At 38.1% G+C, this 25,161-nt stretch carries 17 protein-coding genes; 13 read left to right on the top strand and 4 right to left on the bottom strand.

What is annotated here, in order from left to right; translation table 11 throughout:
* From B0G92_RS14885 to B0G92_RS14870, 4 genes are all read left to right on the top strand, one after another.
* Positions 1-2,442 (top strand): polysaccharide biosynthesis tyrosine autokinase, encoded by a 2,442-nt coding sequence (locus B0G92_RS14885; protein WP_101472831.1) that lies wholly within the window; start codon positions 1-3, stop codon positions 2,440-2,442.
* A complete protein-coding gene (locus B0G92_RS14880) occupies positions 2,427-3,320 on the top strand; it encodes an ABC transporter permease (protein ID WP_056068745.1) in 894 nt (297 codons plus the stop codon). The genes B0G92_RS14885 and B0G92_RS14880 overlap by 16 nt, the downstream gene beginning before the upstream one ends.
* A 157-nt stretch (positions 3,321-3,477) precedes the next feature.
* Complete coding sequence (locus B0G92_RS14875) at positions 3,478-3,822, top strand: ParB N-terminal domain-containing protein (RefSeq protein WP_101472830.1); 345 nt, start codon at positions 3,478-3,480, stop codon at positions 3,820-3,822.
* A 9-nt stretch (positions 3,823-3,831) separates the two neighbouring features.
* Positions 3,832-4,335 (top strand): HAD domain-containing protein, encoded by a 504-nt coding sequence (locus B0G92_RS14870; RefSeq protein ID WP_245867898.1) that lies wholly within the window; start codon positions 3,832-3,834, stop codon positions 4,333-4,335.
* Positions 4,336-4,448: 113 nt separating this feature from the next.
* On the opposite strand, the gene B0G92_RS14865 is transcribed toward B0G92_RS14870, so the two are convergent.
* The 4 genes from B0G92_RS14865 to B0G92_RS14850 all read right to left on the bottom strand — a co-directional run bounded on the left by B0G92_RS14865 (position 4,449) and on the right by B0G92_RS14850 (position 16,224).
* Complete coding sequence (locus tag B0G92_RS14865) at positions 4,449-5,348, bottom strand: PorP/SprF family type IX secretion system membrane protein (RefSeq protein ID WP_180326461.1); 900 nt, start codon at positions 5,346-5,348, stop codon at positions 4,449-4,451.
* 28 nt (positions 5,349-5,376) lie between these two features.
* Positions 5,377-13,263, bottom strand: a complete 7,887-nt coding sequence (locus B0G92_RS14860; protein WP_101472828.1) for a lectin-like domain-containing protein — start codon at positions 13,261-13,263, stop codon at positions 5,377-5,379.
* A 3-nt stretch (positions 13,264-13,266) separates the two neighbouring features.
* Positions 13,267-13,695: a hypothetical protein gene (locus B0G92_RS14855; RefSeq protein ID WP_143395054.1), complete on the bottom strand. Its 429-nt coding sequence runs from the start codon at positions 13,693-13,695 to the stop codon at positions 13,267-13,269.
* 678 nt (positions 13,696-14,373) lie between these two features.
* Entirely contained in the window at positions 14,374-16,224 is a 1,851-nt protein-coding gene (locus tag B0G92_RS14850; RefSeq protein ID WP_082482179.1) for a tetratricopeptide repeat protein, read from the bottom strand.
* A 300-nt stretch (positions 16,225-16,524) separates the two neighbouring features.
* Here B0G92_RS14850 and B0G92_RS14845 point away from each other — a divergent pair, with 300 nt between their 5' ends.
* The 9 genes from B0G92_RS14845 to B0G92_RS14805 are packed head-to-tail and all read left to right on the top strand — an operon-like array spanning position 16,525 to position 25,153.
* Positions 16,525-17,916 carry a UDP-glucose 6-dehydrogenase gene (locus B0G92_RS14845; protein ID WP_101472826.1) on the top strand — a complete coding sequence of 464 codons (1,392 nt, stop codon included), beginning with the start codon at positions 16,525-16,527 and terminating at the stop codon, positions 17,914-17,916.
* A gap of 10 nt (positions 17,917-17,926) precedes the next feature.
* Positions 17,927-18,973, top strand: a complete 1,047-nt coding sequence (rfbB, locus tag B0G92_RS14840; protein WP_056068730.1) for a dTDP-glucose 4,6-dehydratase — start codon at positions 17,927-17,929, stop codon at positions 18,971-18,973.
* A gap of 41 nt (positions 18,974-19,014) precedes the next feature.
* Positions 19,015-19,554 carry a dTDP-4-dehydrorhamnose 3,5-epimerase gene (gene rfbC / locus B0G92_RS14835; protein ID WP_101472825.1) on the top strand — a complete coding sequence of 180 codons (540 nt, stop codon included), beginning with the start codon at positions 19,015-19,017 and terminating at the stop codon, positions 19,552-19,554.
* Between the two features lie 9 nt (positions 19,555-19,563).
* Positions 19,564-20,427 (top strand): dTDP-4-dehydrorhamnose reductase, encoded by an 864-nt coding sequence (rfbD, locus tag B0G92_RS14830; protein ID WP_101472824.1) that lies wholly within the window; start codon positions 19,564-19,566, stop codon positions 20,425-20,427.
* Positions 20,424-21,302 carry a glucose-1-phosphate thymidylyltransferase RfbA gene (gene rfbA / locus B0G92_RS14825; RefSeq protein ID WP_101472823.1) on the top strand — a complete coding sequence of 293 codons (879 nt, stop codon included), beginning with the start codon at positions 20,424-20,426 and terminating at the stop codon, positions 21,300-21,302. Before rfbD ends, rfbA begins: the two co-directional genes overlap by 4 nt.
* A gap of 46 nt (positions 21,303-21,348) precedes the next feature.
* On the top strand, positions 21,349-22,317 hold the full coding sequence (locus tag B0G92_RS14820; RefSeq protein WP_101472822.1) for an SDR family oxidoreductase: 969 nt from the start codon (positions 21,349-21,351) through the stop codon (positions 22,315-22,317).
* Between the two features lie 46 nt (positions 22,318-22,363).
* A complete protein-coding gene (locus tag B0G92_RS14815) occupies positions 22,364-23,644 on the top strand; it encodes a nucleotide sugar dehydrogenase (protein WP_101472821.1) in 1,281 nt (426 codons plus the stop codon).
* 38 nt (positions 23,645-23,682) lie between these two features.
* Positions 23,683-24,720 carry a polysaccharide biosynthesis protein gene (locus tag B0G92_RS14810; protein WP_056068719.1) on the top strand — a complete coding sequence of 346 codons (1,038 nt, stop codon included), beginning with the start codon at positions 23,683-23,685 and terminating at the stop codon, positions 24,718-24,720.
* Between the two features lies 1 nt (position 24,721).
* On the top strand, positions 24,722-25,153 hold the full coding sequence (locus B0G92_RS14805; RefSeq protein ID WP_101472820.1) for a dTDP-4-dehydrorhamnose 3,5-epimerase family protein: 432 nt from the start codon (positions 24,722-24,724) through the stop codon (positions 25,151-25,153).
* Positions 25,154-25,161 lie beyond the last annotated feature (8 nt).

The following is a 25,161-nucleotide window of genomic DNA, read 5'->3' as shown; positions in this document are numbered from 1 at the left end:
ATGCTTGATCCAAAGGACTTTTCATTTTTTGAAAATCAGAACAATTTCGATTTCAAAGGTTTCTTGATAAAAATATTGAGTTACTGGAAATGGTTTTTGGCGAGCCTTATTGTGTGTTTTGTTATAGCCTATCAGGTGAATATCCGTAAAGAAAAAATTTACGGAATGGAGAGCCTTATCGCCATCCGCGAAGAAAGCAATCCTTTTTTTACCTCAAATACGAGTTTGGTTTTTAACTGGGGAGGTACTTCAGATAAGGTGCAGACTATTATAACGACGCTAAAATCACGTTCTCATAATGAAATTGTCGTAGCCAAACTTGAATATTACATCAAATATTTTAAACAGGGAAAATACAACCTGATTGATGCCTATGGAGAAGCCCCGTTTAAGGTGGTAATTGACAAATCTAAAGGACAGTTGTCCGGAATTCCGATTAAAATAAAATTCCTGAATGCTTCAGAATATGAACTTTCGATTGCTTTTGAAAATGAAAGCGTCAATATTATCAACTATTATAACGACAGTCAAAGCCAGATTGCCGTTGCGATAGGAGACTACAGCAAAAGGTTTAAAGTAGGAGAGCAGGTCAAATTGCCTTATCTGAATTGGAAACTGGAATTAAAACCCGATGCGAGTTCGTATGCAGGTAAAGAATATTTTGTGAGATTTGACAATTTCAATAGTGTGGTCAGCCAGTATCAGGGCATTAGTGTAGATAGCGATACCAAAGGCAGTTCTATACTAAAACTTGCCATGCAGGGAACGAATAAGGCCAGAATGGTCGATTATCTGAACACTACGGTTGAGGTATTGCGGAAAAATCAGTTGGACAGCAAAAACCAGTTTGCGATTAATACGATTGCCTTTATTGATAGCACGCTAATCAAAATGGAAGACCAGCTCAAAGGAACCGAAGGACAATTGAAGGATTTCCGCAGGGGCAAAAACGTTCTTGAACTGGAAGACGGAGGTGAAAAAATTTCCGAGAAACTGGCAGGGCTCGATATAGAAAAAGATGCCATTAACCGTAAAATAGCCTATTATAATACATTGCGTTCGTATCTGAACAACAGTGTTGACTATTCAAAATTGCCGGCTCCGGCCGTTGCAGGAATTGATGACCCCAACATTGTGGGTAATGTTTCCCGATTAATAGCGCTTTCCATACAGCGTTCTGAAAAAGCATATGCCGTAAAGAATGACAGGTTTTTCAGGGACTTTGATAATGAAATGGAATCTGTCAAAAAAGTTCTTTTGGAAAACATTGCAGCGGCAAAAACGGTAATCCAGAATGATCTGGCATTGGTCAACGCTAAAATGGGTCAGGCAGAAAGCACCATAAAAAGATTGCCGGATGACCAGCAGGATTTATTGAAAATTACAAGAAAATATGATTTGGCAGAAAGCATATTCAATACTTTCCTGGCCAAAAGAAATGAGGCAAACATTGTCAAGGCAGCTAATCTTTCGGATATTCATTTTATTGATTCGGCAAAAGACACCGGCGGAGGATTAATTGGCCCGAAAACCAGTGTAAATTATGTGCTAGCCCTGTTTCTGGGATTGATGATTCCTTTGGTTGTTGTGTTTATCATTACGTTTATGGATAATAGTATCCATACTGTTGAAGACATAGCCAAACTAACCAAAATACCATTGTTGGGTGTTATTGGCAAAAAGAAAATGGCGAGCAATCTGGCTGTTTTTGAAAAACCAAAATCGGCATTGGCGGAATCTTTCCGTGCCGTCAGGTCATCGTTACAATTCCTGTATAAAAAACAAAATGTTTCAGGAGCAAAAACATTGATGCTGACTTCTTCCATCAGTGGGGAAGGAAAAACGTTCTGCTCCATAAACATTGCCACTGTTTTTGCGTTAAGTGAAAAGAAAACAGTCATTGTAGGTCTGGATTTAAGAAAGCCTAAAATATTTGGCGATTTTGACCTTGACAATAGTTTTGGAGTGGTCAATTATCTGATTGGACAGAAAACAGCAGATGAAATCATCCAGAAAACAAGGATATCGTATTTAGATGTCATTACTTCAGGACCTATTCCACCCAATCCGGCTGAGCTTATTCTTGGCGAAAGCATGAAAGACCTTTTGGATGATTTGAAAAGAAAATACGATTATATTATTTTAGACACGCCACCGGTTGGACTGGTTTCTGATGCTTTGGAATTGGCCCAGTTTTGCGATGCTACGTTGTATGTCGTCCGCCAGAATGTTACCAAAAAAGGAATGCTGGCTTTGGTCAATGACAAGCACAAACGAGGAGAGCTGACCAATATAAGCATTGTCTTTAATGGTTATGAAAGCAAAGCCAGATATGGTTACGGTTATGGATATGGTTATGGCGATTACAGTAATGGTTATCACGATGAAGGCGAACCGGAAAATCGTTTTAAAAGACTTTTAAACAAATGGCTGAAAAAATAGCAAGACAGGAAAACGACTTCAATAACCAGCAATGGCTTTATGAAATAACTCCTAAAAGGAAACTGATTTCTTTTAATTTTGATGAAATCTGGAGGTATCGTGATTTGTTGATGCTATTTGTAAAGCGCGATATCGTGACCTATTACAAACAGACTGTTCTGGGACCATTATGGTTTTTAATCCAGCCATTACTGACTTCTGTTATCCAGTTTGTGATTTTTAATAAAATAGCCCAGATTGAATCAGATGGAATCAATTATTTCCTGTTTGCTTTGGCAGGGAATACGCTTTGGTTCTATTTTTCGGATTGTTTTAAATCGACTTCAGATACTTTCAAAACCAATCAGAATATTTTCGGGAAGGTTTATTTTCCAAGGGTTATTATGCCCATATCTATAACCATATCCAATCTTTTAAAGTTTGGTATACAGTTTCTGTTCTTTATCTGCATGATGGCTTATTTCATAATGCAGGGCAAAGCAGTCATGCCGAATTGGGAAATCGTATTTACACCCATTCTCTTGATTTTGATGGCCTTAATTTCGCTTGGATTTGGGATGATTATTTCTTCCATGACAACAAAATACAGGGACCTGACTTTCTTGATTGGTTTTGGTGTACAGCTTTATATGTATCTTACTCCGGTAGTTTATCCGACTTCGTTAGTAGTAAAAAAATTAAAGCCTTATGGTTATGAAAACCTGGTGTATCTGAATCCGCTGACCAGTATTTTTGAGTTTTTCAAATATTCTTATCTGGGCAAAGGGGAGTTTACAACATTCGGACTTGTTTATTCGGTGGTATTTTCAATCGTTATCTTTTTATTAGGCCTTATCGTTTTTAATAGAACGGAAAAGAATTTTATTGATACTGTTTAAGGCGAGGTTATTCTGTTTTTACACTAAGAGGAATTTATAATATCAATTTGGATTAAAAAACTTTCCTTTCATTGCCCCTTCTAAAGATGAAAATTTCCTAAGGGAAGTGAATTTTTTATTGTTTATTTGGTGATATTGTGATATTAGCCAAATAGAAGTGAGAGATATAACCAAAGAAGAAGTAGAGAAATTTTTAAGCGAGAATAACTTTGAATATGTTCCTAATCAAGGAGCAGTAAGTTTTCCCAAATTACAGAGAATATACACTAGATTGAGTCAGGGCAAGAATTTAAGTTCTATAAAAGTTGCTGATGGCAAAATTATGGATGGACATCATAGATTTATATGTTCTAAATTATTAGGAGTTAAAATAGATATTGTTCCTGGTGCTAAAAATCATACAGATGTAGAATATAGATGGGAAACCATGGAACTTCACTCAATAGACTATGATACCCAAGATGAAATAGATAATTATGTTAAAGAATTTGACCAAGAATAAAATAATTTGTTGAACGAAGTTTATGGGGAAAGAAAAAACATCTACCTTTGTAAGATGCTAATACTGTTGGATATAGATGGAGTAATGGTTCCTGCTAACTCTTGGAGAAAACCTGAATTTTTAGATGATGGTTTCCCTGTTTTTAGTAATGGAGCAACTAAAGCACTTCAGAAACTTATTTCTGAAACAAGTGCAAATATTCTATTGACCACTTCTCATAAATCGAAATACTCTATTGATAAATGGAGAGAAATATTTCTATTAAGAGGAATTGATGTTCAAAGTATTGATGTTTTGCCTGAAAATACTTTGGGATTAAACAGAAGAGAAGAAATAATGAAATGGATAGATATCCAAAAAGTACATAGTCATTACATCATTATTGATGATGATAAATCGCTAAATGCCCTACCAGGTTTTGTTAAAGCTAATCTTTTGCAAACAAGTGGTTCTATAGGATTAACAGAATATCAAGTAGAAGAGGTATTGGAAAAAATATCTGATATGGCATAAACCTTCAAATTTTTTTTATTATCCATAAATCATTTTACCGAGAAAAAAAGATATTTAGTAAATAAAAAAGCGGGGACATAGTCCCCGCTTTTTAGTTGTAACTAACCCAACCCTTAATTCGCTTTTGGCGTTAGGTTGAATCTCAAGTAAAATTCATGCGTCCCGCTTGTTGCGCTTGCAATTTCATCTCGTAAGGAATGTTCATAAGCATACCCAAAATCAAACCAGTTGTTAACCTTTATGGTTGCCAATCCGTTGATGGCTTTGTCTGTTCTGTAGGCAACTCCAAGTCCAAACTGCTGTTTGTAAGTAACAACACCAGTAAGGTCCATTGAAACCGGAGCGCCGTTTACATAACGAAGCAAGGTAGAAGGCTGTAACATAAAGTTCTCATTCAGGATGATGTCATAACCACCACTTAGGTAAATATGAGGTCTGTCGGAAGCAACTGTTGCCACTCCGTCTTCATTTTTAGCACGCTGTGTGCTCAACATTTTTGGAGTAGAAAGCGAGACATAAAATTTCTTGTGCTTTAAATAAGCTCCAATACCGAAATTAGGATTGAATCGGTTGATGCTTACCAATGACGGGTCAGATTCTACATTATAGGTCTGTAATCCGTTCACGTTTACATCATAAAAATTTCCGCCCGCTTTTACTCCCAGGTACAGGTCAAGGGTTTCATTCAAAGGAACCAGATATGAGAAATCAGCAAAAACAGAAGTCTGTTTTTCAACGAATGTCTTATCGTTAATAATCGAAAGTCCGATTCCTAATTTTTTTCCTGTTGGCGTTCCAAAAGACACAGCTTGGGTTTCCGGAGCATCTTTTACTCCTGCCCATTGTGTCTTAAAGCTGCTTGAGACTATGGTTTCACCATCAGCCCCTGCATAAGCAGGGTTGATGATGTTCATATTGTTTCTGTAAAATGTAAAGCTGGTTTCCTGTTGCCCGTATGCATAAGCGGCAAAGAAAAATAACAGTACAGTGCTTAATTTATTGAGTGTTTTCATAATGATTGTCATTTTTATTTGTTCCTGATTATCGGGTTAAGTAAATCCATCCTTCATAAACAGGAGTTCCGTTTCCTAAATCAATTTGGTAATAGTATGAGGATTCAGGCAGCGGATTGCTGGAACCTTTATAATGACCATTCCAATCATTTTTGTATCCTTTGGCGCTGAATACTTCAGAACCCCATCGGTTAAACACTTTTACTACAGAATTTGGATAGTTGGTGATGTTGATAATCTGCCATGTATCGTTGATTCCGTCATTGTTTGGTGTAAATGCTTGAGAAATGTTGATTTCTGTCAAGTCGCAAACGTCTCCGATTCCGTCTTTGTCAATATCTTCCTGACCCGGGTTGTAGGTGTAAGGACAGTTATCGATATCGTTCGGAACGCCGTCGTTATCATAATCGTCGTCACAAGCATCGCCTATACCGTCATTGTCAGTATCGGTCTGGTCTGGGTTGTAAGTAAACGGACAGTTGTCAACAGAGTCTTCTATACCATCATTATCATCATCAGAATCACAATTGTCAGGAATACCGTCGCCGTCATTATCACCGAAAGTATTGATAACCGTTACTGCAGCCTCTGCCGATGAAACATTTCCATGAATATCCGTAACTGTCATTGTCACGAAATTAGTTCCTGTTTCACCACAATTGAATGCTGTCTGGCTTAACGTAATTGAAGCAATGCCACAATTGTCTGAAGAACCGTTGTTAATGTCTGCAACCGTGATATAGGCCATTCCGTCAGCATCAAGAGAAATAGTCACATCTTGTGTGATTGCGAATGGAGCCATTGCATCCTGAACCGTTACTGTTGCTGTTTGAGTAGCAACATTTCCGTTAACATCAGTTACACTTAAGATTACCGTGTTGTTACCCACATTTGAGCAAGAGAAGTTAGTCTTGTCAAGTGTGTAGCCCGAGATACCGCAATTGTCTGTCGAACCGTTATTTATCTGAGCAGGTGTGATAGTAGCCTGTCCGTTGATATCCAATTGAACCGTTATGTTCTGTGTAATTACTGTTGGAGCAACTGAATCAGCAACTGTCACGACAGCGGTATTGGAAGCCGTGTTTCCGTTAACATCAGTCACAGTTAAGGTTACTGTGTTGGCGCCTACGTTTGCACAAGTGAAATCTGTAATGTCAAGAACATAGGTTGCGATTCCACAGCTGTCTGCTGAACCATTGTCAATCTGAGCTGCTGTAATTGAAGCCTGTCCGTTAGCATCCAGCTGAACCGTAATATTCTGCGTGATTACTGTTGGAGCAATAGTGTCTTCTACTGTTACTACAGCTGTTGCTGAAGAAGCATTTCCGCTGGCGTCAGTAGCTGTAAGCGTTACCGTATTGGCACCTATGTTAGTACAGTTAAATTCTGTAATGTCTAACGTATAAGTTGCAATAGTACAATTGTCTGTCGAACCATTGTTGATTTGAGCAGGGGTAATTGTAACCTGTCCGTTAGCCTCTAACTGTACTGAAATATTCTGCGTTAGAACAGTCGGGGCTATAACATCTTCTACAGTTACAATAGCTGTATTAGAAGCCGAGTTTCCATTTACATCAGTTACTGTCAATGTTACTGTATTAGCACCTGTATTTGTACAATTGAAATCTGTGATATCAAGAGTATACGTTGCAATGCCGCAATTGTCTGTTGATGCATTATTGATTTGAGCAGGCATAATAGTAGCCTGTCCGTTAGCATCCAGCTGAACTATGATGTTCTGCGTGTTTACAATTGGATTAACCGTATCAATTACGGTTACAGTAGCGGTATTTGAAGCCGCATTTCCATAATTGTCAGTTACAGTCAGAGTTACCGTGTTAGCACCAACATTTGTACAATTAAAGCTTGTAATGTCCAATGCATACGTTGCAATTCCACAATTGTCTGTTGAACCATTATTGATTTGTGCAGGTGTGATTGTAGCCTGTCCGTTAGCATCCAATTCCACTGTAATGTTTTGTGTTCTTACAGTTGGAGCCATCATATCGGCAACAGTTATTATCGCGGTGGTAGAAGCATAATTTCCGTTAACATCAACACCAAATAACGTAATCGTATTGGTCGTTCCTATGTCTGAACAGTTAAAGAAAGTGCGGGAAATACCCATTGTTTCGATAGCACAGTTGTCAAATGAACCATTATCCACATCAGCCGTTGTCAATGTATATTCACCATTGATGTTTAGGTGAACGGTTACGTTTTGAGCAATCATCGTTGGAAGGATGTTGTCTTCAACAGTTACCACAGCTGTGTTAGAAGCTGAATTTCCGTTCACATCAGTTACAGTTAATGTGACTGTATTTGTTCCAACATTTGTACAGTCGAAAGTTGTAGTGTCAAGAACATAAGTAGCAATCGTACAGTTGTCAAATGAACCATTGTTGATTTGAGCCGGCGTAATTGTCGCCTGTCCGTTTGCATCTAACTGAACCGTGATGTTCTGTGTAAGAACAGTTGGGTTGATGTTGTCTTCCACTGTTACTACCGCTGTATTTGAAGCCGAATTTCCATGGATATCGGTTACAGTCAGTACTACGGTATTCGGACCTACATTAGCACAGTTAAAGCTGGTAATGTCTAAAGTATAGGTAGCAATGGCACAATTGTCTGTAGACGCATTGTTGATTTGAGCAGGTGTGATAGTAGCCTGACCGTTTGCATCCAATTCAACCGTAATGTTTTGTGTAAGAACAATAGGAGCAAGTACGTCTTCAACAGTTACTACTGCTGTGTTAGTAGCAACGTTTCCGTTTACATCGGTTACAGTAAGCGTTACCGTATTGGTACCCACGTTTGTACAGTCGAAAGCTGTAATGTCAAGAACATACGTAGCAATTGCACAGTTGTCTGTTGAAGCATTGTTGATTTGGGCAGGAGTAATTGTCGCCTGTCCGTTAGCATCCAATTGTACAGTGATGTTCTGTGTAAGTACAATAGGAGCAATATTGTCTTCGACTGTTACTACTGCCGTATTCGAAGCGGAATTTCCGTTCACATCGGTTACAGTAAGCGTTACCGTGTTTGCTCCCACATTTGTACAGTCGAAAGCTGTGATGTCGAGAACATACGTAGCAATCGTACAGTTGTCTGTCGAAGCACTGTTGATTTGGGCAGGAGTGATTGTAGCCTGTCCGTTAGCATCCAATTGTACAGTGATGTTCTGTGTAAGTACAATAGGAGCAATATTGTCTTCGACTGTTACTACTGCCGTATTCGAAGCGGAATTTCCGTTCACGTCCGTTACAGTAAGCGTTACCGTGTTTGCGCCTACATTTGTACAGTCGAAAGCTGTAATATCAAGCGTGTAAGTAGCAATTGTACAGTTGTCTGTCGACGCATTGTTGATTTGGGCAGGAGTGATTGTCGCCTGTCCGTTAGCGTCCAATTGTACAGTGATATTCTGTGTAAGTACTGTTGGGGCAATTACATCTTCTACGGTTACAACAGCCGTATTTGAAGCCGAATTTCCGTTCACATCGGTTACAGTAAGCGTTACCGTGTTTGCACCCACATTTGTACAATCGAAAGATGTTACGTCAAGTGCATAAGTAGCAATTGCACAGTTGTCTGTCGATGCATTGTTGATTTGAGCGGGAATGATAGTAGCCTGTCCGTTAGCATCCAATTGAACTGTGATATTCTGTGTAAGAACAATCGGAGCAATCAAATCCTGTACAGTTACAATAGCCGTATTTGAAGCCGAGTTTCCGCTGGCATCAGTTCCGGTTAAAGTTACCGTATTGGCACCAATGTCTGTACAGTCAAAAGAAGTAATATCCAGCGCCAATGCTGTGATAGCACAATTATCAAAAGAACCATTGTTGATTTGGGCCGGAACAATTGTAGTCTGTCCGTTAGCATCCAGTTGTACAGTAATGTTTTGAGTAAGGATAGTTGGGTTTGTAGTATCCTGAACGGTTACAACAGCCGTTGCAGTTCCTACGTTTCCGTGAATATCGGTTACAGAAAGCGTTACCGTATTGGCTCCGGTTTCAGAACAGTTAAAAGTAGTCTTGCTTAAAGCATAAGAAGCAATACCGCAATTGTCTGTCGAACCGTTATTGATTTGAGCAGGTGTTATTGTTGCCTGTCCGCTTTCGTTTAGCTGTACGGTAATGTTTTGCGTAATTACGTTAGGCGCCATAACATCGGCCACAGTAACTACAGCCGTAGCAGCACCCAGGTTACCCGAAGGGTCATTTCCAAAAAGCGTAATCGTAAAGCTTTGACCTACATCAGCGCAGGTAAACAAAGCCCTGGTGATTCCAAGATTGGAAATACCACAATTATCATAAGAACCATTGTCAACTTCTGAAGGAACCAGATTGTAAATTCCGGCCGCATTCACATTTACAGTGATGTTTCTGGTAATGATTGTTGGGTTAGTAGTATCCTGAACCGTTACCACTGCAGTTGAAGAAGAAGTATTTCCGCTGGCATCTACAGCCGTTAATGTTACAGTATTTGGCCCTAAATTCGAACAATTGAATGTATTCGGGCTTACGGTTAAGGAGGTGATTCCAACGTTATCGAAAGAACCATTATTCACTTGCGCCGGAGTTATCGATACTTGTCCGTTAGCAGCAATAGATACAGTAGTGTTTTGAGTAATTACTGTTGGAGCAATATTATCAATAACTGTAACAGTTGAAGTTGCCGTGCCAACATTCCCTTTCACGTCTGTAACTGTAAGAGTTACGGTGTTTGCACCAAGATTAGTACCATTGAAAGTTAATGGAGAAGCAGTAATACTTGCAATACCACAATTATCAGACGAACCGTTGTTGATAGCGGCAGCGGTAGTAGTAGCCTGACCGTTTGTTCCTAGATAAACAGTAAGATTTTGTGCAACAGCAGTTGGATTCACTGTATCGTCAAAAGTAACGGTGAATGTTCGTGTTGATGTTGTACCGTCACCGTCTGTTGCTCTTAAAGTTACGGTTGAAGTTCCGAATTGTCCAGAAACCGGAGTGAAGTTTACCGTTCTGGTTGCTCCCGTACCTGTAACTGTGATGTTAGCTAAAGGAAGCAACGCCGTGTTGGTAGAACCTGTTGCCTGAAGCGAAATGTTTGCTACAGGAGATTCGCTATCTGCTACAGTAACATTCACAGAACCTGCAGTATTGTAGCAATAGCCCTGGTTAGCTACAGCTGAAATAGTAGGAGGTGTACTTACAATTGAGGTTAAGCAATATCCGTTAAAACGTACTCTGTGTTCGTTTACTGAACCACCTGTGGCAGCCGTAAAGCCCCAATATGCATATTGGTTTCCTAAAACCGCATTTGGAATATCGATTACGGTATTGAAGATTACTGTACCTTCATAAGTCACCTTAAGCGTTTTTGAAGAAGCAATCCATTCAAAAACGGCATCGTGCCAGTTGCCATCTTCAATTTGACCAGCATTGTAATAAGGAGCAAATTCTGAATGTGCAGAAATACTTGCTGCCAATCCATTTTTTACGATAGCAATATGGTCATTCGAAATAGGATCCGCACCCGGATTATAATAGGTGTCAAATTCTACTGCAAGAGAAGGACTAATTCCTTGATAGCCAAGTCCGCCTCCTGAAACTCCCTGGTTGGAAGATAAAGGCTGTAGAACGAAAGCCAATCCATCGGCACCTGAATCGGATGCACCAAAATAAAGCTGGGTACTTATTTTGAAGTTTTCATTCAGGTCAAGTCTCGCTTTACCCCAAACTGTACCGTACAGGTTGCCTTGACTTTCTGTAAGGCGTACTTCATTTCCGGTCAATAACGCGTTTCCGTTTGTAATAACGTCTGATGCGTTAAAGGTATTGCAAGGAGTAATGTAAATTGAGAAGCTTGTTGTTGCCGTACAGCCATTGTTGTTTGCTGTAACTGTGTAGCTTGCCGTAGACTGTGAACCGGTTGGAGTTCCGGTAATGGTTCCATTGGCAGTGTTAAATGTCAATCCTGCGGGTAGTGCCGGAGTAATGCTCCAGTTTGTACTTGCTCCGCCAGTGTTAATAGCCGTAATAGGTGTAATAGTCTGGCTTTGGTATAAATTATAGGTAGCCGATGCATACGATATTACAGGGAACTGGTTAACGGTTACTGTGAAAGTTGTAGTAGCAGTAGCACCCAATTGGTCTGTAACTGTAAGTGTTATCGTAGCTGTTCCGTGCTGGTTGGCTGCCGGAGTAACAGTAACTGTTCTGTTAGCACCTGTACCCGCCACTACTATGTTTGCATTTGGAACTAAAGTAGTGTTCGAAGAGCTTCTTGTAACGGTTAAACTTGCTGCCGGAGTTTCCACATCAGCCACCGTAAAGGCAAGTGCAGTAGTTGCTGCATTAGCACAAACAGACTGATTGGCAACAGTTGAAATGGTAGGGTTATTATTAGCCACAGTAGTGAATGTAACCTGTGGTCCATAACCTGTACCTACAGAGTTAGTAGCATAAGCCCTGACATAGTAAGTAGTACCTGCATTCAATCCTGCCATCGCACTCGTGAATGTGCCCAAACCAGAACCGTCTGTAGTTCTGCTGTTGGCAATAGTTGGATTTGCAGTCGTACTCCAGCAAATACCTCTTTCAGTAACGGCCTGACCGCCATCTGAACCTACAGTTCCTCCGGAAGAAGCCGAGTTTGCCGTAATGGCACTGGCAGTTGTCGTGGCAGTGACATTCGGAACAGTATAAGCTAATGTCGTGAATGAGGTGTGGTAAATCGTTGAATAAGCAGGAACTGCGTCGCGCGTTACAAAATACAATTCATAAGTTGTATTTGGCGTCAGTCCCGAAATAGGGAAAGGCACTTCAACATTGGCAGGCATAGCAGATGAGCCATGTGCCACAGGCGTAACAGAACCATAAGTGGTACCTGCCTGGATTTGAGCTTCGGTTGGTGCTGGTGAACCTTGAGGAACGACAATATAATAACCGTTTACAGCATTTTGTGAAGTAGAATTAAAAACAGCCGATGTGTAAGTGATATTGTTCACAGCACCACTTGCCTGAGCTACATCTTCAATAATATCGTCAATATCTGCAATTGTTCCCGCAGCATAATACCATGTAAAATCATCGCTGGCATTTACAGCCAGGTTGTTGAAACGTACATAAAAACCATACGAACCATCCGTAGTTCCGGAGTTTACTACAGAAGTTGCCGGGTTTTGGTTAATGACATTGTTCCAGTCACAACAAGAATTTACTATTGTATTACCTCTTGGAGAATTGGAATAAAAAAGAATAGCCTCATCATTATTATAAATTTTTAATGCGGCAGAAGGTTGCGAAGCCAGAGTGTTTAATACAAAGGCGCCGTTTACAAGATTTCCTTTTTGTTTGATGTTACTGTCTGTCAAACCGACAAAGTCATCCCGGGTTCCTACCCAAATTCTGACATTGCTGATAGGTGCAGCGCTGACATTCTTAACTTTTACTTTTACCTCGATATAACCGGCATTTTGTAAAAGAGTAAAGGTGTTTTCGACTTCAAGAAGCGAACCGCCAACATTGATGTTTCCTTTTGAAACCACCTTGCCATATCCGTTTGGAGCGGTAGTAAAGGTGAAACCCGAATAATCTATAGTTTGATTAGTCAATGCAGGGTTTTGAACGATTGTTCCGGTTGTGTTCCATTCATTGGTTCCATCTCCTCCAACAGCATAGGCATTATCAAGAGCATAATTGCTGTAGGTTAATTTTCTCCATTGCGCAGCAATTGAATTGTAATAAAAAGGCTGCTGCATATTTCCCGAATTGTTAATGGAATTTTCTGACCCATTACCAACACGCAATTTGTTGTTATTGATGACTCTCGTCTGAGCTTCTGTAAAAGAAGGTATCAGTAACATGAGTACAGGAACAATCAATAAAATTGCCTGGGATAATTTTTGAAAGTAATTTTTATTTCCCATTGATTAAACTTTATTGATTGCTACAGTTTTAACAGTCCATTCAGCGCCTTGTTTGTTAAGTTCCAGGTCTGCCCGAACTGCTTTTGGGCTTTGATTCTGGTCATAATTGTAAACAAATGACACACGTGCTGTTTTTTCATTTATTTCAAATGTCCAAAACAGCAGGTATGCCTGCGGCTGTTGCGATTTGATTTCCTGCTTGGATAAAAAGACCAAAGGTTTTCCATTTTTTGAGACCTTTATGTCTTTGTCAAAAGAAACGCCATGTTGCATGACATATAGGGGCTGGGTAGATTTTCCAGGCAGATAATCCTGGAGCTCTTTAAGGTCGATGCATTTTTGTAGCACCTTAATTTGGTCATCGGGGGATTGTGCATACGTATAGTTAATGCACAAGATGACCATGAAGAGAATTAGTGATAATTTTCTCATATCTAAATTAATTGGTTAACGATTATTGAAGTTTAGGGCTGAAACAAAAGGCCATTCTTAATGACAATTTGTTTATTTAAATCATAAAGATTTTATGAGAGCAGTAATCTGATTACTGTAAACAGAATCAGACCCACAAAAAAGCATAGCATGACGCGAAGTCGAAAGGGGATTTTTTTAGCATAGATAATCATACGTTAGAATTATTTTTTTAGTTTTTGCCCTCGACAAATCATCTTCCTTTACATAGGGAAGTATGACCCGAATAAGTTGGGGCGTAATAATAAAATTAGATTTGGGGCGTGGTATTTGTTAATGTTATTACAAATTAAGCCCATTAATGAGCTGAAAAAATAGAAAATGGTATAGATAAAGTATAGACAAATGTAGGTTTGGAGTGTTATATTTTATGTTTTAAATCTCTGTAAATCAATAAATTAATTAATTATCTATATTTTGTCTATGAAGTGCGGAAATCGACAAGGCAATTTTTAAGCATTTAAACAGCCAAAATTTGCGTTTTTGAAGTTTGTTTTTATGGTTATTACGTACTTCATCGAATAAATATGTCGGTTGGTCGATTTTTTGTTTTAGACGGGAAAAATCAAAGGCCGATTAATGTAAAAAAAAGCAAAAAAAAGACCCGCATAAAGCAGGTCTTTTTCGCAAGATTTTGGATTAAATTTCTGAAATTATTTTCTGAAACTCATTATCGTCCTGAATGTTTATTTTTTTCTTGATGCGATACTTTTTCGTAATTACACTTTCGTGTGAAATCTGAAGTAAAGTGGCTATTTCCTTATTTGAAAGATTTAGTTTTAATAGCGAACAGAAATTGATATCGTTTTTGGTTAGTATAGGAAACCGTTCCTGTAATTTATCGTTGAAGTTCGGGTGTATCTGTCCAAACTTAATCGAAAACTCTTTCCAGTAATCTTTTTGCTTGATAATCTGTTGCAATGATGATTTGACAGAGTTTGATTTGGAATCGGTACCAGAAGATTCATTTTCAATAATCGAAGAAATCTGGTCCTGCAAATTGGCAAGCTGCAAGGTTATTGAAGTTAATTCTTGTTCTCTTAGTTGTATAATTTGTTGCTGATCTTCAGTTATTCTTTTTTTATAAGCATTTCTTTCAAGCAGATTCATTTTTTCAATTTCTGCTTCTCTTAGTTTGGCTTTTTCTAGTTTGTGTTTAAGCCAGTATGCTCTTGAGACAGCGAATCCCAAAGCACAAATTACGACTATTCCGGAACCAATAAGTATGTAATTTCGCCTTTGAGCACTTACCTTTTGGCTCAATAGTTCATTTTTTTGTTTTAGGAAAAGATTTTTTTCCTGTTGGGTTTGTGTTTGGAATTTGGCCTGAAGTTCTTCTGTAGTAGATTCTTTGTGGGCTTTGGCCAGAGAGTCTTTAATAATAATAGCTTTTTCAAGAGCCTCAATTCCTTTGTCCTTGATATTTGTATTCTTAAAAGTAACAGCAGATACCTCATAAAAGAACATCTGGTCTTCTGCATTGAAGGTTTTTCGGTTAGGGGAATTTTCAACCAGTTTGATAATGCCCAACGCTTTTTCAAAATCACCAATCTGATTCAGAAGCTGTATGTATTCTGCTCCAATAAGCATAAACCGGAAAGAGTCTGTATTTTTTATTCCATCAAAGGCTTTTTTATAGTAAAAGCCGGAGAGGTCGTATTTTTTTTCGTGCAGTGCTATCTTTCCTAGTTTGCTGTAGGCAAGGCTGATAAATTCTGCATTGTGAAAATCTTCAAGACCTTTGGCAGCCTCCATAAGTGCTTTTTTTGCTTTGGTATTGTCTTTGACATAAGTCAGACAATCACCATAATTGATAAGTGTCAGATAGTAGTTTTTTAAATCCCTGACTTCTTTCATGGCCGGAAGGCACTCTTCATATAAGTCAATAGCAAACTTGAAGTTCTCTAATTTAAAGTAAATATTGGCTAACTTCTGCTTTTGCACGACCAGATTTTTTCTGTCTGTTTTATCATCGGACTTGCTTAAAATTTCAATACCTTTTAATAAATAACGTGTCGCACTTTTATTGTCAATCATATAGGCATAATTGGAAGCCATTTCGCCATATACGATTGCTTTTCCTCTTTCATTATCTAAAGATTCATAAATTTTCAGGGCATCGTCCAGATACTCCAATGAAGTTTTATAATCGCCGGTGTTTCTATGGGCAATGGAAAGATTAATGAAACTTCCGGCTTTGTTTTTCGGGTATTTGGCGTATTTTGATACAGCTTTATTAAAAAAGATTTTAGCCGAATCATGTTTGGCAGTCAGGCTGTAATACACACCAAAATTATTGTAGTTTTTAGCAACAACCGTGTCATGAAGCAGATGGTTGTTTTTTAGCATTATATCAAGATAGATTCTGGCACTGTCGGGTTTTGAAAAGATATACTGTGTAATCCGTTCTTGTGTCTTGACAGCGTCAAAGGGTTTGTTTTGTGCAAAAATTCCCATGGGGATGAGAAGAAAAATTACTTTTTTCATCATAGAATGTGGTAGTAAAAATATTCTTGTGTAAATTAAATAGGGCCGGTAAAATTATAATTAATTCCAATATCATTAAAACATGCGGGGTAAATTGTTTCTAATTTAAGAATTAAATCACAAAAAACTAATAAAAAGAGTTTTATGGTGTATTGTTTTTTGTTGTGAGAATTTTATTTTTATAATTTAGAAAATGGAGGGCACAATAATGAGTTATAATGTTAAAAGCCTTACTTTTGCCAAAATTTGTTTCGTAGTCAATAATTTTACGAATCACTATTAAATTAGTCCGAAAAAAATAAAATGAAAATAACCAAAATATGTTGTATCGGTGCAGGATATGTCGGAGGACCGACAATGGCTGTTATCGCACAAAAATGTCCGGATATTAAAGTTACCGTTGTCGACCTGAATGAGGCTAGAATTGCAGCCTGGAATGATGAAGATACAAACAATATCCCTATTTATGAGCCCGGACTGTCTGATGTAGTTGCGGAGGCAAGAGGAAGGAACCTGTTTTTTTCTACCGAGATTGAAAAAGCAATTGATGAAGCAGAAATGATTTTCATTTCGGTTAATACGCCTACGAAAACCTATGGTTCAGGAAAAGGTATGGCGGCCGATTTGAAATATATAGAATTATGCGCAAGACAGATTGCACGCGTTTCCAAATCCAACAAGATTGTTGTCGAAAAATCCACACTTCCGGTACGAACAGCAGAAGCAATCAAAAATATTTTAGATAATACAGGAAATGGTGTACGTTTCCAGATTCTATCCAATCCGGAATTCCTGGCAGAAGGAACCGCCGTTCAGGACTTACTGAATCCGGATAGAATTCTGATTGGAGGCGACACTACTGAAGAAGGACAGCGTGCTATAAATGCGCTTGTCGATGTTTATGCCAATTGGGTTGACAGAGCACGAATATTGACCACAAATCTTTGGTCTTCTGAATTGTCAAAGTTAACAGCCAATGCATTTTTGGCGCAACGTGTTTCTTCGATAAACGCGCTTTCAGAACTTTGTGAAAAGACCGGGGCAGATGTAAGTGAAGTGGCGAAGGCTATTGGAATGGACAGCCGTATAGGGCCAAAATTCCTAAAAGCATCTGTTGGTTTTGGAGGGTCATGCTTTCAAAAAGACATCCTCAACCTGGTTTATATTGCCAAAGCCTACGGACTTAACGAGGTGGCAGATTATTGGGAACAGGTAATTATCATGAACGACCATCAGAAAAGAAGGTTTTCGCATAAGATTGTTACAACACTTTATAATACCGTATCAGGAAAGAAAATAGCGTTCCTGGGTTGGGCTTTCAAGAAAGATACAAACGATACGCGTGAGTCGGCGGCCATTTATGTAGCTGATGACCTGATTAATGAACAGGCAGAATTACATGTCTTTGACCCGAAAGTAGAAGAAGGACAGATTCTTTCAGATTTGAATTATTTGGATTCGAGAACTCCTGAAGAAAACAGGCAACAGGTAACCGTAGCAGAAAATCCGTATGAAGCCTGTAAAGATGCCCATGCAATTGCAGTCTTGACAGAATGGGATGAATTTAGGGACTACGATTGGAAAAAAATCTATGACAATATGATGAAGCCTGCCTTTGTATTTGATGGAAGGAATATTCTTGACGCTAAAAAACTGACAGAAATCGGATTTGTATATAAAGGAATCGGATCATAAAATCAAAAAGATGAAACAGATATTGATTACAGGAGGAGCAGGCTTTATAGGGTCGCACGTTGTAAGGAGATTTGTAAAAAAATATCCTGACTGCCATATTTTCAATTTAGATGCATTGACTTATGCGGGAAATCTTGAAAATATTGCCGATATAGAAAATGAACCTAATTATACTTTCATAAAAGGCGATATTGTTGATGCTGATTTTATAAATGATTTGTTTGCAAAACATCAGTTTGAGGGTGTGTTGCATCTGGCAGCAGAATCTCATGTAGATCGCTCTATAACAGACCCGTTGGCATTCGTGAAAACTAACGTCATCGGAACCATGAACCTGCTAAATGCCTTTAAAGAAAAATGGAAAGGAAATTTTGAAGGAAAACGTTTCTATCATATCAGTACGGATGAGGTTTACGGTAGTCTTGGTGCCGAAGGACTTTTTACAGAAACAACACCTTATGACCCTAATTCGCCCTATTCGGCATCAAAAGCAAGTTCAGATCATTTTGTGCGGGCTTATGGGGAAACTTATGGGTTGCCTTATGTCCTGACAAACTGTTCCAATAATTATGGGCCGAATCATTTTCCGGAAAAACTGATTCCGCTTTTCATCAATAATATTATCAATAATAAATCGTTGCCGGTTTATGGCGATGGAAATTATACCCGCGACTGGCTTTTTGTAGAAGACCATGCTGTAGCAATTGATTTGGTTTTCCATGAAGGGAAAAACCATGAAACCTATAATATTGGTGGTTTTAACGAATGGAAGAACATCGATTTGGTGAGATTGCTGTGTAAAATCATGGACAGTAAATTGGGAAGGGAAGAAGGCACATCTGAAAAGCTGATTACTTATGTAAAAGACCGTCCGGGTCATGATTTGCGCTATGCCATCGATGCTTCAAAAATTAATAAGGAATTGGGCTGGAAGCCATCCGTTACTTTTGAACAAGGTCTGGAAAGGACAATCGACTGGTATTTGGCCAATGAAGCTTGGCTTAAAAATGTTACCAGCGGAGAATATAGCAAATACTACGAAAAACAATATAACTAACTATTTGCCGTCTAAAACAAACCAGTTAAAATAAAACTGAAATGAAAATTGAAAACACGCCGATAGAAGATTTGCTTGTCATCACTCCAAGAGTATTTGAAGATGAAAGAGGCTACTTTTTTGAATCTTATAATGAAGCATTATTTCGTGAAAATGGCATTGATATAAAATTTATTCAGGACAACCAGTCCTTTTCAAAATATGGAGTTATTCGCGGACTACATTTACAGGTGCCACCATTTGCTCAGACAAAATTAGTTCGTGTTTTGCAAGGAGAAATCCTTGATGTTGCTGTAGACATCCGTAAAGATTCTAAAACCTATGGGCAACATTTTAGCATTTTGTTGTCGGCAGAAAATAAGAAACAGTTGCTGATTCCCCAAGGATTTGCACATGGATTTTCAGTTTTGAGCCCAACAGCCATGGTTTCGTATAAAGTAGACCAACTGTATGATAAGGATAGCGAAAGGGGAATCCGTTTTGATGACCCGTCACTAAACATTGACTGGAAACTTAATCATAAGGAAAGTATCGTTTCTGCAAAAGACCAGATTCTGGGAGAATTGAAAGATTTAGAGTAGTCGCAATCTATGAAAAAAATACTGATAACCGGTGCCAATGGACAATTAGGGAGTGAAATAAGAGTGCTGTCCCCGCTTTTTTCCGATTTTGATTTCGTTTTTGCTGACAGAGCTGAATTTTCACTTGAAAGCGAGTCGGAAACGCGGTCTTTTTTAGAAAAAACGAAACCTGACTATTTGATTAATTGTGCAGCCTACACAGCAGTTGACAAGGCTGAAACAGAAGTCGAATTGGCAGATTTAGTCAATCATAAAGCTGTAGCCCTGTTAGCAAAATGGAGTTTTGAAAATAATTGTAAACTCATCCATATCTCTACAGATTATGTTTTTGACGGAACTTCTGAAATTCCCTTAAAGGAAAACGACCAGACCAATCCTCAAAACGAATACGGCAGGACAAAATTGCTGGGCGAGATTGCCTGTCAGGAAAACAATCCTGACAGTATTATTATCAGGACTGCGTGGGTATATTCTGAATTTGGAAGTAATTTTGTCAAGACCATGTTGCGGTTGATGAATGAAAAGGATTCGATAAGTGTAGTCAATGACCAGATTGGAAGCCCGACCTATGCAAAAGATTTGGCAGAAGCCATCTTAAAAATCATTGAAACAGAAAATTGGTATCCCGGAATCTATAATTTTTCAAATGAAGGAAAAATAAGCTGGTTTGAGTTTGCTCTCGCTATCAAGGAAATTTCAGGAAACAATTGTGATGTAAAAGGTATTCCATCTGAAGCCTATCCTACGCCTGCCAAAAGACCGGCATACTCATTATTAGATAAGACCAAGATTAAAGGAGTTTATAAAATCAAGATTTCAGATTACAAATCAAGTCTGGAAAAATGTTTAAATAATATAGGCAAAAACATATGAAAGGTATAATATTAGCCGGAGGTTCGGGAACAAGGTTATATCCGCTAACCCGTTCGATATCGAAACAATTAATGGCGATTTATGACAAGCCAATGATCTATTATCCATTATCGGTTTTAATGTTGGCCGGAATCGATGAGGTTTTGGTAATATCTACACCGCATGATTTGCCTAATTTCAGAAACCTTTTAGGGAATGGAGATGATTTCGGAATCAAGATTGAATATGCAGAACAGCCAAGTCCGGATGGATTGGCCCAGGCTTTTATAATTGGAGAGAAATTTATTGGCTCGGACGACGTTTGCCTTATTTTAGGAGACAATATTTTTTACGGGCACGGACTCACAGACCTGCTTAAAACAGCAGTGAATAATGTAGTAGTCGATAAAAAGGCTACGGTTTTTGGATACTATGTTCAGGATCCGGAACGTTATGGTGTTGCCGAATTTGACAAAACAGGGAACGTAATTTCAATTGAAGAAAAACCAAAAGAACCAAAAAGCAATTATGCCGTTGTTGGCTTGTATTTCTTTCCAAACTCTGTTGTTGAAATTGCAAAAAATATAAAACCAAGCGATAGGGGAGAATTGGAAATCACCACAGTGAATCAGGAATACCTGCATTCAAAAAATTTGAAAGTAGAATTGATGGGACGCGGTTATGCATGGTTGGATACCGGAACTCACGAATCATTATTGGAAGCTTCAAACTTTATCCAGACCATCGAAAAAAGACAGGGGCTTAAAGTAGCCTGTTTGGAAGAAATTGCCTATGAAATGGGATATATTACAAAAGAAAAACTGATTGAATTGGCCACCCCGTTGCAAAAAAACGAATACGGACAGTATTTGTTGCGACTGGCTAATAGAAAATAAGTACTTTAGTATTGCTAATTGCTATAACCCAAGCGTGGTAGAAAAAATGTCGAAGATACTTATTACAGGAGGAGCAGGATTTATAGGATCCAATTTGTGTGAATATTTCCTGGAAAAAGGGAACCAGATTGTTTGTCTGGATAATTTTGCTACAGGGCATAGACATAATATTGAGCCTTTTTTCGATAATCCGGACTTTATGCTGATTGAAGGCGACATTCGAAACCTTGAAACCTGCATGAAAGCAGTCCAAGGAATCGATTATGTATTGCATCAGGCAGCCTTAGGGTCGGTTCCACGTTCTATAAACGATCCGATAACAAGTAATGAAGTCAATGTTTCCGGCTTTTTGAATATGCTTGTCGCTTCTCGTGATGCTAATGTAAAACGATTTATATATGCAGCCAGTTCGTCAACCTATGGCGATTCGGAAACCTTGCCAAAAGTAGAAGATAAAATAGGGAAACCACTATCTCCTTATGCTATTACTAAATATGTTAACGAGTTGTATGCTGATGTTTTCAGCAGAACTTACGGATTACAAACAATTGGCCTGAGATATTTTAATGTTTTTGGCAGGCGACAAGATCCTAATGGAGCCTATGCAGCTGTAATTCCTTTGTTTGTAAAGCAATTTATGAATTATGAAAGCCCGGTAATTAATGGAGCCGGAGATTTTTCACGAGATTTTACGTATATTGACAATGTCATTCAGATGAATGAAAAGGCAATGTTAACGGAAAATCCGAAAGCACTAAACACCGTTTATAATACGGCTGTTGGTGACCGAACGACATTGAATGAATTGGTAAATTATTTAAAACAATTTTTGACCGTTTTAGATCCAAAAATTGAGGCTGTAGAAATAAAACATGGGCCTAACAGAAAAGGAGATATACCACATTCCCTGGCAAGTATTGAAAAAGCCCAAAAGTTATTAGGATATGAACCGACACATAATATAAAAGAAGGATTAAAAGAAGCTGTTAGTTGGTATTGGGAAAATTTGAAATAATTTCTGTAGGTATTTAATAATGTACAGAATAACTAAATAAACTTCAATGAGTTTAAAAAAAATTGCTGTAATAGGTCTGGGTTATGTAGGATTGCCACTTGCAAGGCTATTTTCTACAAAATATCAGGTAGTAGGATTTGATATTAACCAAAATAGGATAAAAGAACTGCGTTTAGGTATAGATACTACTCTTGAAGTTTCTGATATTGAACTGCAAGAAGTCCTGAAAGTTAGTCTTGATGGACTCGAGAATGGATTGTTTTGTTCATCAAACATAGAGGATATAGCCAACTGCAATTATTATATAGTCACTGTTCCTACTCCCGTTGACAAAAATAACCGTCCTGACCTGACTCCGCTTTATAAAGCAAGTGAGACAGTAGGAAAAGTATTGAAAAAAGGAGATATTGTTATTTATGAATCTACTGTTTATCCCGGAGTTACTGAAGAAGAATGTGTGCCGGTTTTAGAAAAAATATCGGGATTAAAATTTAATGTAGATTTTTACGCAGGTTATTCTCCTGAAAGAATCAATCCTGGCGATAAGGAGCATACTGTAGAACAAATACTTAAAGTAACCGCTGGATCTACACCTGAGATTGGACAAAAAGTAAATGAATTATATAAATCAGTAATTACAGCCGGAACACATTTGGCGCCTACAATTAAAGTAGCTGAAGCGGCAAAAGTAATAGAGAATTCTCAAAGAGATATTAATATTGCTTTTGTCAACGAACTGGCAAAAATTTTTAATCTGTTAGGTATTGATACCCATGATGTACTTAAAGCTGCAGGCACAAAATGGAACTTTCTGGCATTTAAACCAGGATTGGTTGGAGGTCACTGCATAGGTGTCGACCCCTATTACTTGGCGCAAAAAGCACAGGAAGTAGGCTATCACCCGGAGATTATCCTGGCAGGTAGAAGACTTAATGATAGTATGGGAGAATATGTAGCGTCGCAGATCGTAAAACTGATGATTAAAAAAGGAATCAAAGTCAACGGTGCGGAACTGCTAATGTTGGGAATTACTTTTAAAGAAAACTGTCCGGATGTACGCAATACAAAGATTATTGACGTCATTAAGGCTTTGGAAGAATATTCTATGAAAATTACCATATATGACCCATGGGCAAATCCAGAAGAAGTCAGACATGAATACGACCTGAGCACTACAAAATTATTACCAAATAAGCAGTTTGATTCAGTAGTTTTAGGAGTAGCACATAAAGAATTTTTAAATCTGGATATGGCATCCTTATGTAAAGACAATGGATTGGTTTATGATGTAAAAGGAGTTTTGGATAACGCAGACGGAAGATTATAAATAAAACACGAGAAGAAGCAAAAAAAGTCAAAATAGATATGTTGAAAAATAAAACGCTTTTAATAACGGGAGGAACAGGTTCATTTGGAAATGCAGTATTACATCGTTTTCTGCATACGGATCATTTTAAAGAAATCAGAATTTTTTCCAGAGATGAGAAAAAACAGGATGATATGAGAAATCAGCTTAAAAATGATAAGCTGAAATTTTATATTGGAGATGTCCGTGATTATAGCAGTATTGAAAAAGCCATGCACGGTGTGGACTATGTTTTTCATGCTGCAGCTTTAAAACAAGTTCCATCCTGCGAATTTTTCCCGATAGAAGCTACTAAAACCAATGTTTTTGGAACACAAAATACAATTGACGCCGCTGTAGCCAATGGTGTACAGAAAATAATTTGCCTGAGTACAGATAAGGCGGCTTATCCTATCAATGCAATGGGAATTTCAAAAGCATTGATGGAAAAAGTAGCCATTGCAGCATCCAGAAACATACATGAAAATAAAACAGTTGTCTGTTTGACAAGATATGGAAATGTGATGGCGTCAAGAGGATCAGTAATTCCATTGTTTTTGAATCAGATCAAATCAGGAAAGCAAATTACAATAACAGATCCAAAAATGACACGTTTTTTAATGTCTCTTGATGAGGCGGTAGAATTAGTCCTTTTTGCTTTTGAACACGGAAATCAGGGCGATCTTTTTGTAAATAAAGCTCCTGCAGGAACCATTAATGACCTGGCTCTAGCTTTGAAAGATCTGTGTAAGGCAGATAATGAAATCAAAGTCATAGGAACACGTCATGGAGAAAAACTATACGAGACATTATGTACCCGTGAAGAAATGGCAAAAGCGGAAGATATGGGAGAATTTTATAGAATTCCGGCAGACAATAGGGATTTGAATTATGCCCAATATTTTTCCGAGGGTGAAAAAGACATTTCAATTATCGAAGATTATCATTCTCACAATACAGAACAGCTTGGTGTGGAAGGGATGAAGAAATTATTAGTCAAATTGCCTTTGGTAAGAAAAGAAGTTTTTGGCGAAGATGTAGCCCAATTGCCAAGTTAAGATGAAGAATCAGCCTCAAATAATTCAGGGTAATATTCATGAGGATGAAAGAGGGAAACTGTTTTATGCCAATGAATTTGACCTTTCAGAAGTCAAACGTTATTACATTATAGAACATCCCGACACTATAGTAATCAGAGCGTGGCAGGCACATAAAAGAGAGCAGAAATGGTTTCAGGTCATTTCAGGAAGCTTTTTAGTAGCGGTTGTCCAGCCGGATGATTGGAAAAATCCTTCTGAAAAACTAGAAGTCAGGGAATTTGTTCTGAATGCTGATGAAAATCAGATTTTGCATATTCCGGGTAATTTTGCAAATGGTTTCAAAGCCTTAGAAAAAAACTCAAGAATGATTGTTTTCTCTGATTTTTCATTAGAAGAATCATCGAAAGATAATTTTAGATTTGATAGCAAACTCTGGTTTGACTGGAATTAAAAAAAATA

The organism is Flavobacterium lindanitolerans (assembly GCF_002846575.1).
Classification (GTDB): domain Bacteria; phylum Bacteroidota; class Bacteroidia; order Flavobacteriales; family Flavobacteriaceae; genus Flavobacterium; species Flavobacterium lindanitolerans.
The sequence above is the reverse complement of the archived record's forward strand: the minus strand, read 5'-3'. Positions and strand labels throughout refer to the sequence as shown.

Bases quoted from the DNA above. Each gene is read 5' to 3' on its own strand.
- B0G92_RS14885 (WP_101472831.1), top strand. From the start codon at position 1: ATGCTTGATCCAAAGGACTTTTCATTTTTTGAAAATCAGAACAATTTC.
- B0G92_RS14880 (WP_056068745.1), top strand. From the start codon at position 2,427: ATGGCTGAAAAAATAGCAAGACAGGAAAACGACTTCAATAACCAGCAA.
- B0G92_RS14865 (WP_180326461.1), bottom strand. From the start codon at position 5,348: ATGAAAACACTCAATAAATTAAGCACTGTACTGTTATTTTTCTTTGCC.
- B0G92_RS14860 (WP_101472828.1), bottom strand. From the start codon at position 13,263: ATGGGAAATAAAAATTACTTTCAAAAATTATCCCAGGCAATTTTATTG.
- B0G92_RS14855 (WP_143395054.1), bottom strand. From the start codon at position 13,695: ATGAGAAAATTATCACTAATTCTCTTCATGGTCATCTTGTGCATTAAC.
- B0G92_RS14850 (WP_082482179.1), bottom strand. From the start codon at position 16,224: ATGATGAAAAAAGTAATTTTTCTTCTCATCCCCATGGGAATTTTTGCA.
- B0G92_RS14845 (WP_101472826.1), top strand. From the start codon at position 16,525: ATGAAAATAACCAAAATATGTTGTATCGGTGCAGGATATGTCGGAGGA.
- rfbB (WP_056068730.1), top strand. From the start codon at position 17,927: ATGAAACAGATATTGATTACAGGAGGAGCAGGCTTTATAGGGTCGCAC.
- rfbC (WP_101472825.1), top strand. From the start codon at position 19,015: ATGAAAATTGAAAACACGCCGATAGAAGATTTGCTTGTCATCACTCCA.
- rfbD (WP_101472824.1), top strand. From the start codon at position 19,564: ATGAAAAAAATACTGATAACCGGTGCCAATGGACAATTAGGGAGTGAA.
- rfbA (WP_101472823.1), top strand. From the start codon at position 20,424: ATGAAAGGTATAATATTAGCCGGAGGTTCGGGAACAAGGTTATATCCG.
- B0G92_RS14820 (WP_101472822.1), top strand. From the start codon at position 21,349: ATGTCGAAGATACTTATTACAGGAGGAGCAGGATTTATAGGATCCAAT.
- B0G92_RS14815 (WP_101472821.1), top strand. From the start codon at position 22,364: ATGAGTTTAAAAAAAATTGCTGTAATAGGTCTGGGTTATGTAGGATTG.
- B0G92_RS14810 (WP_056068719.1), top strand. From the start codon at position 23,683: ATGTTGAAAAATAAAACGCTTTTAATAACGGGAGGAACAGGTTCATTT.
- B0G92_RS14805 (WP_101472820.1), top strand. From the start codon at position 24,722: ATGAAGAATCAGCCTCAAATAATTCAGGGTAATATTCATGAGGATGAA.